Source organism: Enterococcus sp. AZ079 (assembly GCF_050547255.1).
GTDB classification, from domain to species: domain Bacteria; phylum Bacillota; class Bacilli; order Lactobacillales; family Enterococcaceae; genus Enterococcus_D; species Enterococcus_D casseliflavus.
On sequence record NZ_CP172955.1, the window covers coordinates 1,562,840 to 1,576,031 of the forward strand.

Sequence of the window (13,192 nt, forward strand, 5' to 3'; positions counted from 1 at the left end):
ATGTAAACTATATAACAAGAGGACGTGACAAGTGTGAAATTGCGCTGGAAGATTGCCATCGGAGTGGCTGTATTAGCAATTGCAGGATTAGGGTATGCAGGAAATTATTTTTACGATTATGCGGTGGTTCCTTCAGAAAAAGATTTTTTGGAAGGAGATACCCCTGGTACGGATGAAAATCAGACAGGAAATGAATCGCAAAATTGGTTTACAGATCCAGCAAATCGTGAGATGTGGCAGCTGACTTCTGAAGACGATTTAAAATTATCCGCCATTTATCTACCGGCAGAGGAGAAGAATCGAGGAAAAACGGCGATCATCGCGCATGGCTACATGGGGAATGCAGAAACGATGGCGGACTATGCTAAGATGTATCATGATTTAGGCTATAATGTCTTGGTTCCAGACGCTCGAGGGCATGGTCAAAGTGAAGGAGATTATATTGGTTTTGGGTGGCACGAACGTAAGGATTATCTGCAATGGATTGATGAAGTACTCGCAAAAAATGGTCCTGAAGAGACGATCACTTTGTATGGCATCAGTATGGGGGCTGCCACGGTAATGATGACCAGTGGGGAAGACTTGCCGAAAAATGTCACTTCTATCATTGAAGATTGTGGGTATACCAACGTCAATGAAGAATTGGGGTATCAACTCGATCAATTGTTTGGTCTACCGGCCTTTCCATTGATGAATGTCACTAGTCTTGTCACAAAAATCCGAGCGGGGTATTTCTTTGGTGAAGCAGATGCAGTCAAACAACTGCAAAAGAATACGCGTCCAATCTTTTTTATCCATGGCGATGCGGATACGTTTGTTCCTTATTCGATGCTGGAAATTTTGTATAACGCGACCGATGCACCAAAAGAAAAGTGGGTTGTTTCAGGTGCCGAGCATGCGAAAAGCTACAAAACAGATCCAGCGCTTTACAAAGAAAAAATCGCGGCTTTCTTGGAAAAATACGATCATCCAGCAAGTGAATAAAAAAAGTGCCGGTTCTTTTTTCAGAACCGGCACTTTTTGCCTACTCATTGACTTACAAACGAGCAAATTCTTCTAGTAAACGAATCATTTGGCAAGTAAAGCCATATTCATTATCATACCAAGCGACGGTTTTCACCAGTTGGAAATCGCCAGCCGTGGTTACTTCTGTTTGTGTCGGATCAAAGATAGAACCTTGGGTGGTACCAATCACATCTCCAGAGACGATCTCACGGTCATCGTAACCGAATGACGGATTATCGACGGTGTGTTTTCTGATCGCTTCATTGACTTCATCGGCGGTTACTTTGGTTTTCAAAATTGAGACTAATTCTGTTAAAGAACCATCGACGACAGGAACCCGTTGGGCGTGTCCTTGTAATTTGCCATTTAATTCTGGGATAACTAGACCGATCGCTTTAGCAGCACCCGTCGAGTGAGGGATCGTGTTATCTGCAGCGGACCGAGCGGCTCTTAAGTTTCCGCCTTTTACCGGACCATCCAATAGCATTTGTGTAGAAGTATAGGCATGTACCGTCGTCATCGTACCAACTTCGATCCCGAATTCCTCATTTAAAAAGTAGGCCATCGGAGCTAAGCAGTTGGTCGTACAAGAACCTGCGGATATTATAGTATCCTCTGGTGTTAACGTGTCGGAGTTGACATTGTAAACGATCGTTTTCATATTACCAGCTGGTGCGGAGATAACGACGCGTTTGACACCCGCATCAAGATGGGCTTGTGCTTTTTCTGCGGAAGTGTAAAAACCCGTGCATTCTAAAACGATATCGACGCCATTTTCTTTTGCCCAAGGGATTTTGCTTGCGTCTGGTTCAGCGTACACACGGGTCTCTTTGCCATCGACAACAATAGCATTATCCGTTGCAGTAACAGTTCCAGGGTACGTGCCGTGGGTCGAGTCAAATTGCAATAAGTGTGCTAACATGACTGGACTCGTTAAATCATTGATTGCCACAACTTCAATATCGGCAGAAACTTCTTTGATCCTACGAAAAGCCAAACGTCCAATTCGTCCAAAACCATTGATTCCAACTTTTACTGTCATTTCTTGTTTCCTCCTTTGATTGTGTCTGGTACACTTAAAAGTTTGCTACGATTTCAAGTGACTGTCAAAGAATAACCCTTAAGAATTCGCGATTTCTTACGGAAACCCATGAGAAAAGATAGACAAAAGACGTTTCGGTCGTTACAATAAAATAGACTTTCTTATTAGAGAAATAGTAACCACTTAAGGTGAGATAACTGATAATCAAAAAGTATAGAAGGTAGTAAAAAAAGAATGGAGGACAAATAATGTCCATGTTTTTAGATCAAGTGACAATCGATGTCAAAGCAGGAAAAGGCGGCGACGGAATGGTTGCTTTTCGCCGAGAGAAATATGTCCCAGACGGCGGACCCGCAGGTGGTGACGGTGGACGTGGTGGTGATGTCATTTTAGTCGTAGACGAGGGTCTGCGTACATTAATGGATTTCCGTTTTAATCGTCATTTTAAAGCGCAACCCGGGGAAAACGGCATGAGTAAAGGAATGCACGGTCGTGGCTCAGATGATACCTACATCAAAGTACCACAGGGAACGACCGTTCGTGACGCTGAAACAGGTGCCTTATTAGGTGATTTGATTGAGCAAGGCCAAACATTAGTGATTGCTAAAGGTGGCCGTGGCGGCCGTGGCAACATTCGGTTTGCCTCTCCGAAAAACCCAGCCCCAGAATTAGCTGAGAATGGAGAACCTGGTCAAGAAAGAAAAATCGAGCTCGAATTGAAAGTTTTAGCAGATGTTGGTCTAGTTGGTTTCCCTTCAGTTGGGAAGTCTACATTACTCTCTGTGATTTCCTCTGCTCGACCAAAAATTGGTGCGTATCATTTTACCACGCTGGTACCAAATTTAGGTATGGTAACAACTACTGATGGCCGTAGTTTTGCGGTCGCTGATCTACCTGGTCTGATCGAAGGAGCCTCACAAGGGGTTGGTTTAGGGACTCAGTTTTTACGCCATATCGAACGGACCCGCGTCATTTTACATGTGATCGATATGAGTGGCATGGAAGGACGCGATCCATACGAGGACTATTTGTCCATCAACAATGAATTGTCGACCCATAACTTGCGCTTACTAGAGCGACCACAAATCATCGTTGCCAATAAGATGGATATGCCGGATGCTGAAGAAAACCTAGCCCTTTTCAAAGAGCAGCTGGCAAAAGAAAAAACGGATGAGTTCGCGGATGAACCAATGATTTTCCCAATCTCTGGTGTCACTCGTAAGGGAATCGATGCCTTGTTGAATGCGACAGCGGATCTATTGGAAGTCACCCCTGAGTTTCTTTTATACGATGAAGAAATGGAAGAAGATGTTGTTCATTATGGCTTCCAATCGGATGAACCAGAGTTCTCAATTGATCGCGATCCTGATGCAACTTGGATCTTGAGCGGTGAAAAAATCGAAAAACTATTCCAGATGACGAATTTTGATCATGATGAGACCGTGATGCGTTTTGCTCGTCAGCTGCGTGGTTTAGGTGTCGATGAAGCATTACGGGCGCGCGGTGCCAAAGACGGCGATATCGTTCGGATCGGCAACTTCGAGTTCGAGTTTGTCGAATAATCGTTTAAAAGAACATCATTTGCCTAAAAAATACCTTTTTAGCTGCAGTGGATTTGACTACCGATCATTGATTTTCACTAAGAAATCAATGATCGGTAGTCTTTTTGGTTTCTTTTTTCATTTAAATGATTTACTGTTAAAATAAAGAAGAGAACAAATAAACCAAAGGGAGCGATTTTTATGTCAAAACGTGTCATTGTAATGAATTTTGATGCCAGTGCCAAAGCGTACCAAGCCTTTTCGGAAGTGAAACGGATGCATATGGAACGGAAGATCAAAGGGGAACAAATGGCAGTTCTTACCCACACCAATGAAGGCGTGCATCAATTTAAAGTCGAGGACTTTCTCGATTTTACTGGGAACAATAAGACATCAACGGGTGGATTGATCGGGATGCTCGTTGGCGTGCTAGGCGGACCTTTAGGAATCATGCTGGGCTGGTTTGGTGGCAGTATGATCGGTGCTACTCGTGATGCAAAAGAGATCCAAAATGCGCAAATGCTTTTTGAACATGTCGGAAACCAAATTGGTGTTGGTGATACGGGGTTATTATTGATCGCAGATGAAGAAGACAATCGTCCTTTGAATCAATTGATCATGAATGAATTAGGCGGTGACATCACGCGCTTTGACTACGATGAAGTGGAAGCAGAGATTGAAACGGCTAAGAAAGTCGAAGAATCCACCAAAGCACGCGTTCAAGAAGACTGGAAAAACTCTCATAACGACGCAGAAGATCGCCAATCTGAGAAATAAAATCCACAAGCTTCAATTGCAACTTGATTTCTTTTCCGCTAAAATTGGAAAGAGATGAAAGGAAAGAAGCTTATGGAATTAGAATTTTTAGGAACAGGCGCGGGTGTGCCTGCGAAACATCGAAACGTGACCAGCATTGCGTTACGACTTTTAGATGAACGGAATGCCGTTTGGCTTTTTGATTGTGGCGAAGGGACGCAAATGCAGATTTTGCATTCTACGATTCGTCCACGAAAGATTGAAAAAATCTTTATCACTCATCTTCATGGTGACCATATCTATGGGTTGCCAGGATTGATCAGCAGCCGCTCCTTTCAAGGAGGCGACACGCCTCTAGAGATTTATGGACCCAAGGGGATCAAAGCATACGTTCAAACCGTTTTGCGGATTTCTCAGACCAAAGTCAGCTACCCCTTACATTTTTTCGAGATTGAAGAAGAAGGGATTCTTTTTAAAGATCAGCAATTTGAAGTATCGTGTCTGCGTCTTGATCATGGCATTGACAGTTTTGGTTATCGGATTGTTGAAGCAAGCCATCAAGGGGAATTGCAAGTGCAGGCTTTACTGGAACTTGGGTTGAAACCTGGGCCGCTCTTCGGTCGTTTGAAAAAAGGTGAAGTAGTTACCCTTGACGATGGACGTCAAATCAATGGGGCTGATTTCTTGGGCCAAGCGAAAAAAGGTCGGATCGTGGCGATATTAGGTGATACGCGTAAATGTCAAAACGCCGTACTGCTAGCAGAAGATGCGGATGTATTGGTGCATGAAAGTACCTTTAACAAAGAAGAAGCCAAGTTGGCTCGCGCTTATTTTCACTCGACGACGCGGCAAGCTGCCGAAGTGGCACAAGAAGCTCAAGCGAAGCGTTTGCTGTTGACCCATATCAGTGCGCGTTACGTTGGCAAAGATATTACAAATTTAGTAAATGAAGCAAAAGAAGTATTTCCGAATACGTTGATCGTCAAAGATTTTGATATTGTCGAGATCCCTTTTGCCGGAGAGGAAGAAACAGATGAATTTAGAGAATAAAGTTGTCGTTGTAACAGGTGGCTCTGCTGGACTTGGAGAACAAATCTGTTATGAAGCCGCAAAACGTGGTGCGATCGTCGTGACTTGTGCCCGAAGAACGAATCTGATTGGGAAAGTCAAAGAACAATGTATGGAATTAAGCGGCAAAGAAGCGTATGCGTTTCAATTGGATGTAGCAAATCCTGAAAGTGTGGAGCGCTTACTAGAAAAAATCAATGAAAAAGTTGGTAAGATCGATGTCTTCGTCAATAATGCTGGCTACGGGATCTTTCAAGAATTTACAGAGATGGACCCGGCGGTCATCCGAAATATGTTCGAAGTCAATGTGCTTGGCATGATGGTTTTGACCCAGCAAGTAGCGATCCAAATGGCTGAACAAAAGCATGGTCATATCATAAATGTTGCTTCGATCGCAGGTAAGATCGCTACGCCAAAAACGGCCGTCTACTCTGCAACAAAATTTGCTGTGCTCGGTTTTTCTAACGCATTACGTTTAGAACTAAAACCATTAGGGATCAACGTAACAACGGTCAATCCTGGACCGATCGAAACGGCATTCTTTGACCAAGCAGACCCAAGCGGTAGTTACTTATCGTCGGTGGGCAGCCTAGTGCTCGAACCGAACAAATTAGCGCAAACGATCGTCAAAGCGATGATCCATCCAAAACGAGAAATCAATCGCCCACATATTTTAGGCGCTGCTGCGAAACTATATACGCTGTTTCCTTCAATCGGCGATTATATGGCGGGAACGATGTTCAACAAAAAATAGGAGTTGAAGCCCATGAAAAATCAATGGCGTGTTATCGTTGGTATTTTACTGATTTTAGTGATCGTTTTATTTGCCGTTGCAAACAATATGACTGTCCCGATCAACTTTGGCTTCACAACGATTCAATCGCCACTGATCTTAGTCATTATTGGTTCTGCTTTGTTAGGCGCATTGATTTTGCTGCTGGTTTCCACAAGCGCAATGTTCCGCCAAAAAAAAGAACTAAAGCAATTGAGAAAAGAGCTCTCAGATTATCGTTCGAATAACGAGAAGGTTCTCCAAGAACAGCGAGAAGCTTTGGAACGGGAATACACGAACAAGCAGGCGGAGTTAGCGGCAAGACAGCAGCAGCTCGATGATCAAGAAGCCCAGCTTTCCTCACGTGCTGCGGGCGCATCCACGCCGCCAACGATCGATGAGGAAATGAAGTCTTTTGAATCGCAAGCCTAAAAGAACGACGTTTCACAAAAAAAGAGTTTGCTAGTGCAAGATTTGCTGCAAGCTCTTTTTTTGTGTTGTAAAACGAGTGCTGTTTCTCTCGTTGTTTTTCTTTTTTGCATAAACTTTGCTATAATATCCTAGTTAGGAGTGATTTGGTGAAACGTGCAAATTTTCATTGGGTGCGTCCGCAAGAAAGCGAAACGACCCCAGTATTTAAAGAGCTGATCCAAGAAAGAAAGATCCCTGAGCGGATCGGCGCGTTGCTATGGCAGCGAAATATTCGAACAGCAGAGGCGCTCGATGCTTTTTTATCAACGGACCTGCAATATCTTCATGATCCGTTTTTGTTTCATGATATGGCTAAAGCCGTGGAACGAATCCATGAAGCGATTTTAAATGGCGAACGAATCTTGATTTATGGTGATTACGATGCGGATGGGATTACGAGCACTACCGTGTTAAAGGAAACGTTGGAATTGCTAGGGGCGGAAGCTGAGTATTATTTGCCTAATCGTTTTACAGATGGATATGGGCCCAATCTAACTGTCTATCAAGATAAAATTGCAGCAGGGACGCAATTGATCATCACCGTCGACAATGGGGTGTCTGGTCATGAGGCGATTGCTTATGCTCAAGGACAAGGAGTTGACGTGATCGTCACAGATCACCATGAACTACCTGCAGAACTACCGGAGGCGTTTGCTATTGTCCATCCCCGTCACCCTCAAGGAAACTATCCTTTTGGTGATTTGGCTGGAGTCGGCGTTGCATTTAAAGTGGCTTGCGCTTTGTTAGAAGAAGTGCCAGTGGAATTGCTTGATCTTGTTGCGATTGGGACGATCGCTGATATGGTTTCTTTAACCGATGAGAATCGGCTATTAGTCAGCAACGGGTTGAAAATGATTCAGCAATCGGATCGCATCGGACTGAATGAGTTGCTGTCAGTCAGCGGTTTAAAAAAACAAACAGTCAACGAAACAGATATTGGCTTCGCCGTTGGACCACGGTTAAATGCGATCGGTCGTTTGGAGGATCCCAATCCGGCTGTTCGCTTGTTGACTACCTTCGATGAAGAAGAGGCAGTAAGCTTAGCGAAAACCTTAGATACAATCAATCAGCAGCGAAAAACCTTTGTTGAAGAAATCATGAAAGAAGCACAAGTAAAAATCGATCCTGCGAACCATGTTCATTTGGTGGTGGGAGATCATTGGCACGAAGGCGTTTTAGGGATCGTGGCAGGGCGAATCATGCAAAGTACAGGACAACCAGTGATCGTTTTGACCAAAAAAGAAAATGGCTTAGCCAAAGGGTCGGGAAGAAGCATTGCTGCGTTGAATCTGTTTGAAATGCTGTCGACGATGAAAGACATGTTTACTAGCTTTGGCGGCCATCATGCAGCAGTTGGATTAAGTATCCCCATCGATCATTTAGATATGCTGCAAGCCCAAATGAATCGTTACGTTGAAGAAAATGCCATTGACCTCAGTCAGGGCATCCCCTTAGCGATCGATGAGGAGCTACCGTTAACAGAAGTTTCGATCAGTTTTATTGAATCATTAAAAGTCTTAGCGCCTTTTGGAACGGACAACCCCTTACCGAAATTTTTATTTTCTAATCTGATGACTCAAAGTGCTCGCCAGATTGGTTCAGAAAATCAGCATTTGAAGTTAGTGATGAGCGATGAGTCTAACACGCAGCTGGATGTCATTGGGTTTGGTTTTGGAAAAGATTTAGTAGCGTTTGAAAACGACCGCTTATCGATCGTTGGTCAGCTTTCCATCAATGAATGGAATGGCAACAAAAAACCGCAGCTCATGTTGGATGATTTTGCAGTGGAAGGGATTCAGCTATTTGATTATCGTTCGAAAAGAAGCCGTCAAGGTGTCTCTCTGGGCAGTCAAACACTAGGCGTTCTTTTCAAGCAGAAACTTCCTCGGGAATTGCAAGGCTTTTGTGGGCAAACCACCATATTTGACTCAGTTACAGCCTTGGAAGATACTTTTCGTGCTGGTCAGTTCCAAGAGATTGCATTTTTAGATTGTCCTGCTGACCCTGCAGTGATCAAAGAGATCGTTCAAGCGCTCCAGGCGTCAAGAGTTGCTTTTGTTTTCTACTCGACAGAAGATGCTTATTTAGATGGGGTAGGGACAAGAGAGCAATACAGTCGTCTCTTTCAACTGATCAAACAGCAGCCTCGTTTGGACATTCGTTACAAACTAAAGATGGTCGCTGACTATCTAAAAATTCCACAAAAATTACTTATTTTCATGATTCAGGTGTTTTCTGAGCTGGAATTTGTTACAATACAAGATGGTGTTTTGAATAAAACTGCTGATCCTGTTTCCCGTCCATTGACGGAGAGTCATTTGTATCAGCAACGACAAAAACTGATCAAAACAGAAGAATTTTTATTAATGAGTGATTTATCAACCCTTCGTCAGTGGTTGACAGTCTAGGAGGAAAGAAAATGGATTTAAAAGAGTATATTGCTAGTATTCCTGATTATCCCCAAGAGGGAATTATTTTTCGGGACATCTCGCCATTGATGGCAGATGGAGAAGCGTATCGGTATGCGACACAACAAATCGTTGAGTATGCACAAGAAAAAGGCATCGATATGGTGGTAGGACCTGAAGCCCGTGGCTTTATCGTTGGTTGTCCAGTTGCCTATCAATTAGGTGTCGGCTTTGCCCCAGTACGTAAAAAAGGCAAATTGCCACGGGAAACGATTGAAGCAGAATATGAAAAAGAGTACGGTGTGGATGTCTTGACGCTGCACGCCGATGCCATCAAACCAGGTCAACGTGTCTTGATCTGTGATGATCTACTAGCAACTGGTGGAACGATCAAAGCAACGATCGAACTCGTAGAAAAACTAGGTGGTATCGTTGTTGGCTGTGCCTTCTTGATCGAACTGATGGATCTACATGGAAGAGACAAGATCCAAGGTGTCGAAATCAAGACGTTAATGGAATACTAAAAAAGCAGAAACAAAAAAGGACTCGCTGGAGTCCTTTTTTGTTTCTGCTGCCTTATGGGCGTATGTAGGGGAAGGATCATGGTTCATAACGATAAAAATCATGATCGTGATAATAATGGCGGTTACGTTTGCGCTCTGCTTGGCGGAATTTCTTTTCATCCCAAAGCATGAACCAAAGCATCATTAGAGGGCAAAAAATCAGAACAGCACTTAAAACGCCAAAATAGCCAATAACAATTCCCATCAATAATACCCACAACATAAAACCAAATCGACGAACTGCTTTCATCTCATTCACTCCTTAAATAATACGAACATATGTTTGTATACTTATTATACGAATGTTTGTTCGCTTTGTAAAGAGGAAAGAAAAAAAATCTTCGTAAAAACGAAGATTTCCTAGTCAGCTCGTTGAGCATCAAAGCAGATGGCGATACAATCCAACAACCAATCCTAAAATCGTTACGTCAGGCAAAATGATTGGTTCTAAATAATCATTTTCTGGTTGTAAACGAATGTAATTCTTTTCTTTATAGAATCGTTTGCACGTAGCTTCGTCTTCATCTGTCATAGCAATCACGATATCGCCATTTTGAGCACTTTGTTGTTTACGAACGATTACTTGATCACCGTCGAGAATGCCAGCATTGATCATACTTTCTCCTCGGATCGTCAACATGAATAAACTTCCTGTGCTATTCGCTAAATCTGGCGGAATCGGAAAGAAATCGGATGCATCTTCCACGGCTAAAATCGGTTCTCCAGCAGTTACGACACCAAGCATCGGAATGGATGCTGGTTGAACATCGATTTTTTCAAGACCGGAAGCAGTTAATTCAATGGCTCTGGGTTTTGTAGGATCTCGTAAGATCAGCCCTTTTTTTTCAAGTCGGGACAAATGGCCATGAACAGTTGAGGTAGAAGATAACTGAACGGCTTCGCCAATTTCGCGAACAGTCGGCGGATAGCCTTTTTCAGTGACACGTGTATGAATGAACTTAAGAATTTCGATTTGTCGATTTTCTGTTCGTTTTGCCAAAACTGACACCTTCTTTCATTTGATAACCTTAGTGTACCATAGCTATATCGATTATTCAAACAAATGTTCGCTTTTTGTGCTATTGTTTTTGCTCGCTAGTTTGTAGTAAAATCAAGAGGGAAAAGGAGGAACAACTATGCTATCTCAAGAAAAATTAGCTCGAATCAATGAACTTGCCAACAAGAAAAAAACAGAAGGCTTGACTGAGGCTGAGACCCACGAACAAAAAGTTCTGCGTGAAGAGTATTTAACCGCCTTTCGTGGAGGGATGCGACACCATATCGAAGGAATGAAAATCGTTGACCCTGAAGGTGCTGATGTAACACCAGAGAAGTTAAAAGAGATTCAAAAGAAAAAAGGTCTCCACGGCAGATAATTGTGAATTCCTTTTCATTGCTATTGAAATAAGCTTCTGAATCACGTATAATGAAAGATGTAATAAAGGTAAAAAAAACCTAAATTAGGAGGAACTACCATTGTTTGATAAAATCGATCAATTAGGAGTGAACACCCTTCGTACATTAAGTATCGAAGCCGTACAAAAAGCCAATTCAGGACATCCAGGATTACCGATGGGGGCAGCACCCATGGCCTATGCCTTGTGGACGAAACACTTGAAAGTCAATCCAACGACTTCTCGCAACTGGGTGGATCGTGACCGCTTTGTTTTGTCTGCTGGACACGGTTCGGCGTTATTGTACAGCTTGTTGCACGTGTCTGGTTACGATGTGACCATTGAGGATCTAAAAAACTTCCGTCAATGGGATAGCCGCACGCCAGGACATCCAGAAGTCGATCACACAGACGGCGTGGAAGCAACCACTGGACCTTTAGGACAAGGGATCGCCATGGCAGTCGGTATGGCAATGGCCGAAGCCCACTTGGCTGCAACCTACAATCGCGACAAGTATCAAGTCATTGATCACTATACCTACGCTTTATGTGGCGATGGCGACTTGATGGAAGGTGTTTCGCAAGAAGCTGCATCCATGGCTGGTCACATGAAATTAGACAAACTGATCGTCTTGTACGATTCAAATGACATCTCCCTAGATGGCCCAACTTCAAAAGCCTTTACAGAAAATGTCGGTGCGCGTTTTGAAGCGTATGGCTGGCAACACATTCTCGTTGAAGACGGCAATGATTTAGAAGCGATCTCGAAAGCGATCGACGAAGCAAAAGCTGAAAGCGACAAACCAACCTTGATCGAAATCAAGACTGTGATCGGATACGGTGCGCCAAATCAAGGCACCTCTGCCGTTCATGGTGCGCCGATCGGTGCCGAAGGCATTTCTGCAGCCAAAGCGATTTATGGTTGGGAATACCCAGAATTTACCGTACCTGAAGAAGTTGCCGCGCGCTTCAAAGAAACCATGATCGATGAAGGGCAAAAAGCTGAAGCAGCTTGGAACGAAACCTTCCTTGCCTATGAAGCAGCCTACCCAGAACTTGCTGCGCAATTCAAACAAGCCTTTGCGGGTGAATTGCCAGCAGATTGGGATGCAGCATTACCAAGCTACGAAGTTGGCAGCTCACAAGCTAGTCGAGTATCTAGCAAAGAGATGATCCAAGCCTTATCCAAAGCCGTCCCTAGTCTCTGGGGTGGATCGGCTGACCTTTCTGGATCCAACAACACGATGGTGGCAGCAGAAAAAGACTTTGAACCTGGCCAATACGAAGGCCGCAACATTTGGTTTGGCGTCCGAGAATTTGCGATGGCGGCAGCGATGAACGGCATCCAATTGCATGGCGGTACGCGAATCTATGGCGGAACCTTCTTCGTCTTCGTTGATTACTTACGTCCAGCGGTGCGCTTGTCTGCGATCCAGCATGCACCTGTGATCTATGTCTTGACGCATGACTCCGTGGCGGTGGGAGAAGATGGACCGACGCATGAGCCAATCGAGCAATTAGCCAGCGTCCGTTGCATGCCAAATGTCCAAGTGATTCGTCCAGCAGACGGCAATGAAACCCGTGCTGCCTGGAAATTGGCCATGACAACAACGGATAAACCTACGGTCTTAGTCTTAAGCCGACAAAATCTACCAGTGATCGAAGGCACGCAAACCGGTGCGGATGAAAATGTCGCAAAAGGTGGCTACGTGATTTCAAAACAAGCTGGTGAAACACCAGCGGGGATTTTGATCGCCACAGGTTCTGAAGTGAATCTTGCGGTCCAAGCACAAGCTAAATTGGCAGAAGAAGGCATCGATGTATCGGTGGTTTCCTTACCAAGCTTTGATCTGTTTGAAGCACAAAGCTCAGAATACAAAGAAAGCGTCTTGCCAAAAGCAGTGAAGAAACGGGTAGCGATCGAAGCAGCTTCCCCATTTGGTTGGGAACGTTACACCGGTTGCCATGGAAAAGTGATCGCGATCGATCATTTCGGTGCATCGGCACCTGGTGACAAAGTCTTAGCGGAATTCGGCTTCAGTGTTGAGAATGTCGTGAATACTTTCAAATCAATCGATTAATTGATCGACAATCAATCAAAAATAGCACGTTCGAGAATCTTTTCGATTTTCGAGCGTGTTTTTTTGTCTGGATTCTTGCCACTTTAAACGTG

13 protein-coding genes are annotated in these 13,192 nt (G+C 43.9%); 10 read left to right on the forward strand and 3 right to left on the reverse strand.

Annotation, left to right across the window (positions count from 1 at the left end):
• Positions 1 to 33 precede the first annotated feature (33 nt).
• On the forward strand, positions 34 to 984 hold the full coding sequence (locus IGJ15_RS07525) for an alpha/beta hydrolase (protein WP_074536925.1): 951 nt from the start codon (positions 34 to 36) through the stop codon (positions 982 to 984).
• Between the two features lie 52 nt (positions 985 to 1,036).
• On the opposite strand, the gene gap is transcribed toward IGJ15_RS07525, so the two are convergent.
• A complete protein-coding gene (gap, locus tag IGJ15_RS07530) occupies positions 1,037 to 2,047 on the reverse strand; it encodes a type I glyceraldehyde-3-phosphate dehydrogenase (RefSeq protein ID WP_005226174.1) in 1,011 nt (336 codons plus the stop codon).
• 248 nt (positions 2,048 to 2,295) lie between these two features.
• Here gap and obgE point away from each other — a divergent pair, with 248 nt between their 5' ends.
• The 7 genes from obgE (at position 2,296) to IGJ15_RS07565 (ending at position 9,587) form a co-directional block, all read left to right on the forward strand.
• Positions 2,296 to 3,609, forward strand: coding sequence for a GTPase ObgE (gene obgE / locus IGJ15_RS07535; RefSeq protein ID WP_005226173.1), 1,314 nt, complete (start codon positions 2,296 to 2,298; stop codon positions 3,607 to 3,609).
• 180 nt (positions 3,610 to 3,789) lie between these two features.
• On the forward strand, positions 3,790 to 4,365 hold the full coding sequence (locus IGJ15_RS07540; protein ID WP_010748409.1) for a DUF456 domain-containing protein: 576 nt from the start codon (positions 3,790 to 3,792) through the stop codon (positions 4,363 to 4,365).
• Between the two features lie 72 nt (positions 4,366 to 4,437).
• The gene (gene rnz / locus IGJ15_RS07545; protein WP_034857404.1) at positions 4,438 to 5,394 is read left to right on the forward strand and encodes a ribonuclease Z; all 957 of its coding nucleotides are present in this window, start codon (positions 4,438 to 4,440) and stop codon (positions 5,392 to 5,394) included.
• Positions 5,378 to 6,166, forward strand: a complete 789-nt coding sequence (locus IGJ15_RS07550) for an SDR family NAD(P)-dependent oxidoreductase (RefSeq protein WP_015509761.1) — start codon at positions 5,378 to 5,380, stop codon at positions 6,164 to 6,166. Before rnz ends, IGJ15_RS07550 begins: the two co-directional genes overlap by 17 nt.
• 12 nt (positions 6,167 to 6,178) lie before the next feature.
• Positions 6,179 to 6,616 carry a lipopolysaccharide assembly protein LapA domain-containing protein gene (locus tag IGJ15_RS07555; RefSeq protein WP_005226169.1) on the forward strand — a complete coding sequence of 146 codons (438 nt, stop codon included), beginning with the start codon at positions 6,179 to 6,181 and terminating at the stop codon, positions 6,614 to 6,616.
• Positions 6,617 to 6,762: 146 nt separating this feature from the next.
• Positions 6,763 to 9,063 carry a single-stranded-DNA-specific exonuclease RecJ gene (gene recJ / locus IGJ15_RS07560; protein WP_430599428.1) on the forward strand — a complete coding sequence of 767 codons (2,301 nt, stop codon included), beginning with the start codon at positions 6,763 to 6,765 and terminating at the stop codon, positions 9,061 to 9,063.
• Between the two features lie 11 nt (positions 9,064 to 9,074).
• Positions 9,075 to 9,587 carry an adenine phosphoribosyltransferase gene (locus IGJ15_RS07565; RefSeq protein WP_005226167.1) on the forward strand — a complete coding sequence of 171 codons (513 nt, stop codon included), beginning with the start codon at positions 9,075 to 9,077 and terminating at the stop codon, positions 9,585 to 9,587.
• Positions 9,588 to 9,663: 76 nt separating this feature from the next.
• Here the strand turns inward: IGJ15_RS07565 and IGJ15_RS07570 are convergent, their stop codons facing one another.
• Together IGJ15_RS07570 and lexA are read right to left on the reverse strand one after the other, a co-directional pair.
• On the reverse strand, positions 9,664 to 9,876 hold the full coding sequence (locus IGJ15_RS07570; protein ID WP_005236082.1) for a hypothetical protein: 213 nt from the start codon (positions 9,874 to 9,876) through the stop codon (positions 9,664 to 9,666).
• Positions 9,877 to 10,005: 129 nt separating this feature from the next.
• Positions 10,006 to 10,626 (reverse strand): transcriptional repressor LexA, encoded by a 621-nt coding sequence (gene lexA / locus IGJ15_RS07575; RefSeq protein WP_005226165.1) that lies wholly within the window; start codon positions 10,624 to 10,626, stop codon positions 10,006 to 10,008.
• A gap of 136 nt (positions 10,627 to 10,762) precedes the next feature.
• Between lexA and IGJ15_RS07580 the strand changes: the two genes are divergently transcribed.
• Together IGJ15_RS07580 and tkt are read left to right on the forward strand one after the other, a co-directional pair.
• Entirely contained in the window at positions 10,763 to 11,002 is a 240-nt protein-coding gene (locus IGJ15_RS07580; protein ID WP_005226164.1) for a DUF896 family protein, read from the forward strand.
• A gap of 100 nt (positions 11,003 to 11,102) precedes the next feature.
• On the forward strand, positions 11,103 to 13,100 hold the full coding sequence (gene tkt, locus IGJ15_RS07585) for a transketolase (RefSeq protein WP_086295431.1): 1,998 nt from the start codon (positions 11,103 to 11,105) through the stop codon (positions 13,098 to 13,100).
• Positions 13,101 to 13,192 lie beyond the last annotated feature (92 nt).

Bases quoted from the DNA above. Each gene is read 5' to 3' on its own strand.
- gap (WP_005226174.1), bottom strand. From the start codon at position 2,047: ATGACAGTAAAAGTTGGAATCAATGGTTTTGGACGAATTGGACGTTTG.
- IGJ15_RS07580 (WP_005226164.1), top strand. From the start codon at position 10,763: ATGCTATCTCAAGAAAAATTAGCTCGAATCAATGAACTTGCCAACAAG.
- IGJ15_RS07555 (WP_005226169.1), top strand. From the start codon at position 6,179: ATGAAAAATCAATGGCGTGTTATCGTTGGTATTTTACTGATTTTAGTG.
- IGJ15_RS07570 (WP_005236082.1), bottom strand. From the start codon at position 9,876: ATGAAAGCAGTTCGTCGATTTGGTTTTATGTTGTGGGTATTATTGATG.
- IGJ15_RS07565 (WP_005226167.1), top strand. From the start codon at position 9,075: ATGGATTTAAAAGAGTATATTGCTAGTATTCCTGATTATCCCCAAGAG.
- obgE (WP_005226173.1), top strand. From the start codon at position 2,296: ATGTCCATGTTTTTAGATCAAGTGACAATCGATGTCAAAGCAGGAAAA.
- IGJ15_RS07540 (WP_010748409.1), top strand. From the start codon at position 3,790: ATGTCAAAACGTGTCATTGTAATGAATTTTGATGCCAGTGCCAAAGCG.
- IGJ15_RS07550 (WP_015509761.1), top strand. From the start codon at position 5,378: ATGAATTTAGAGAATAAAGTTGTCGTTGTAACAGGTGGCTCTGCTGGA.
- rnz (WP_034857404.1), top strand. From the start codon at position 4,438: ATGGAATTAGAATTTTTAGGAACAGGCGCGGGTGTGCCTGCGAAACAT.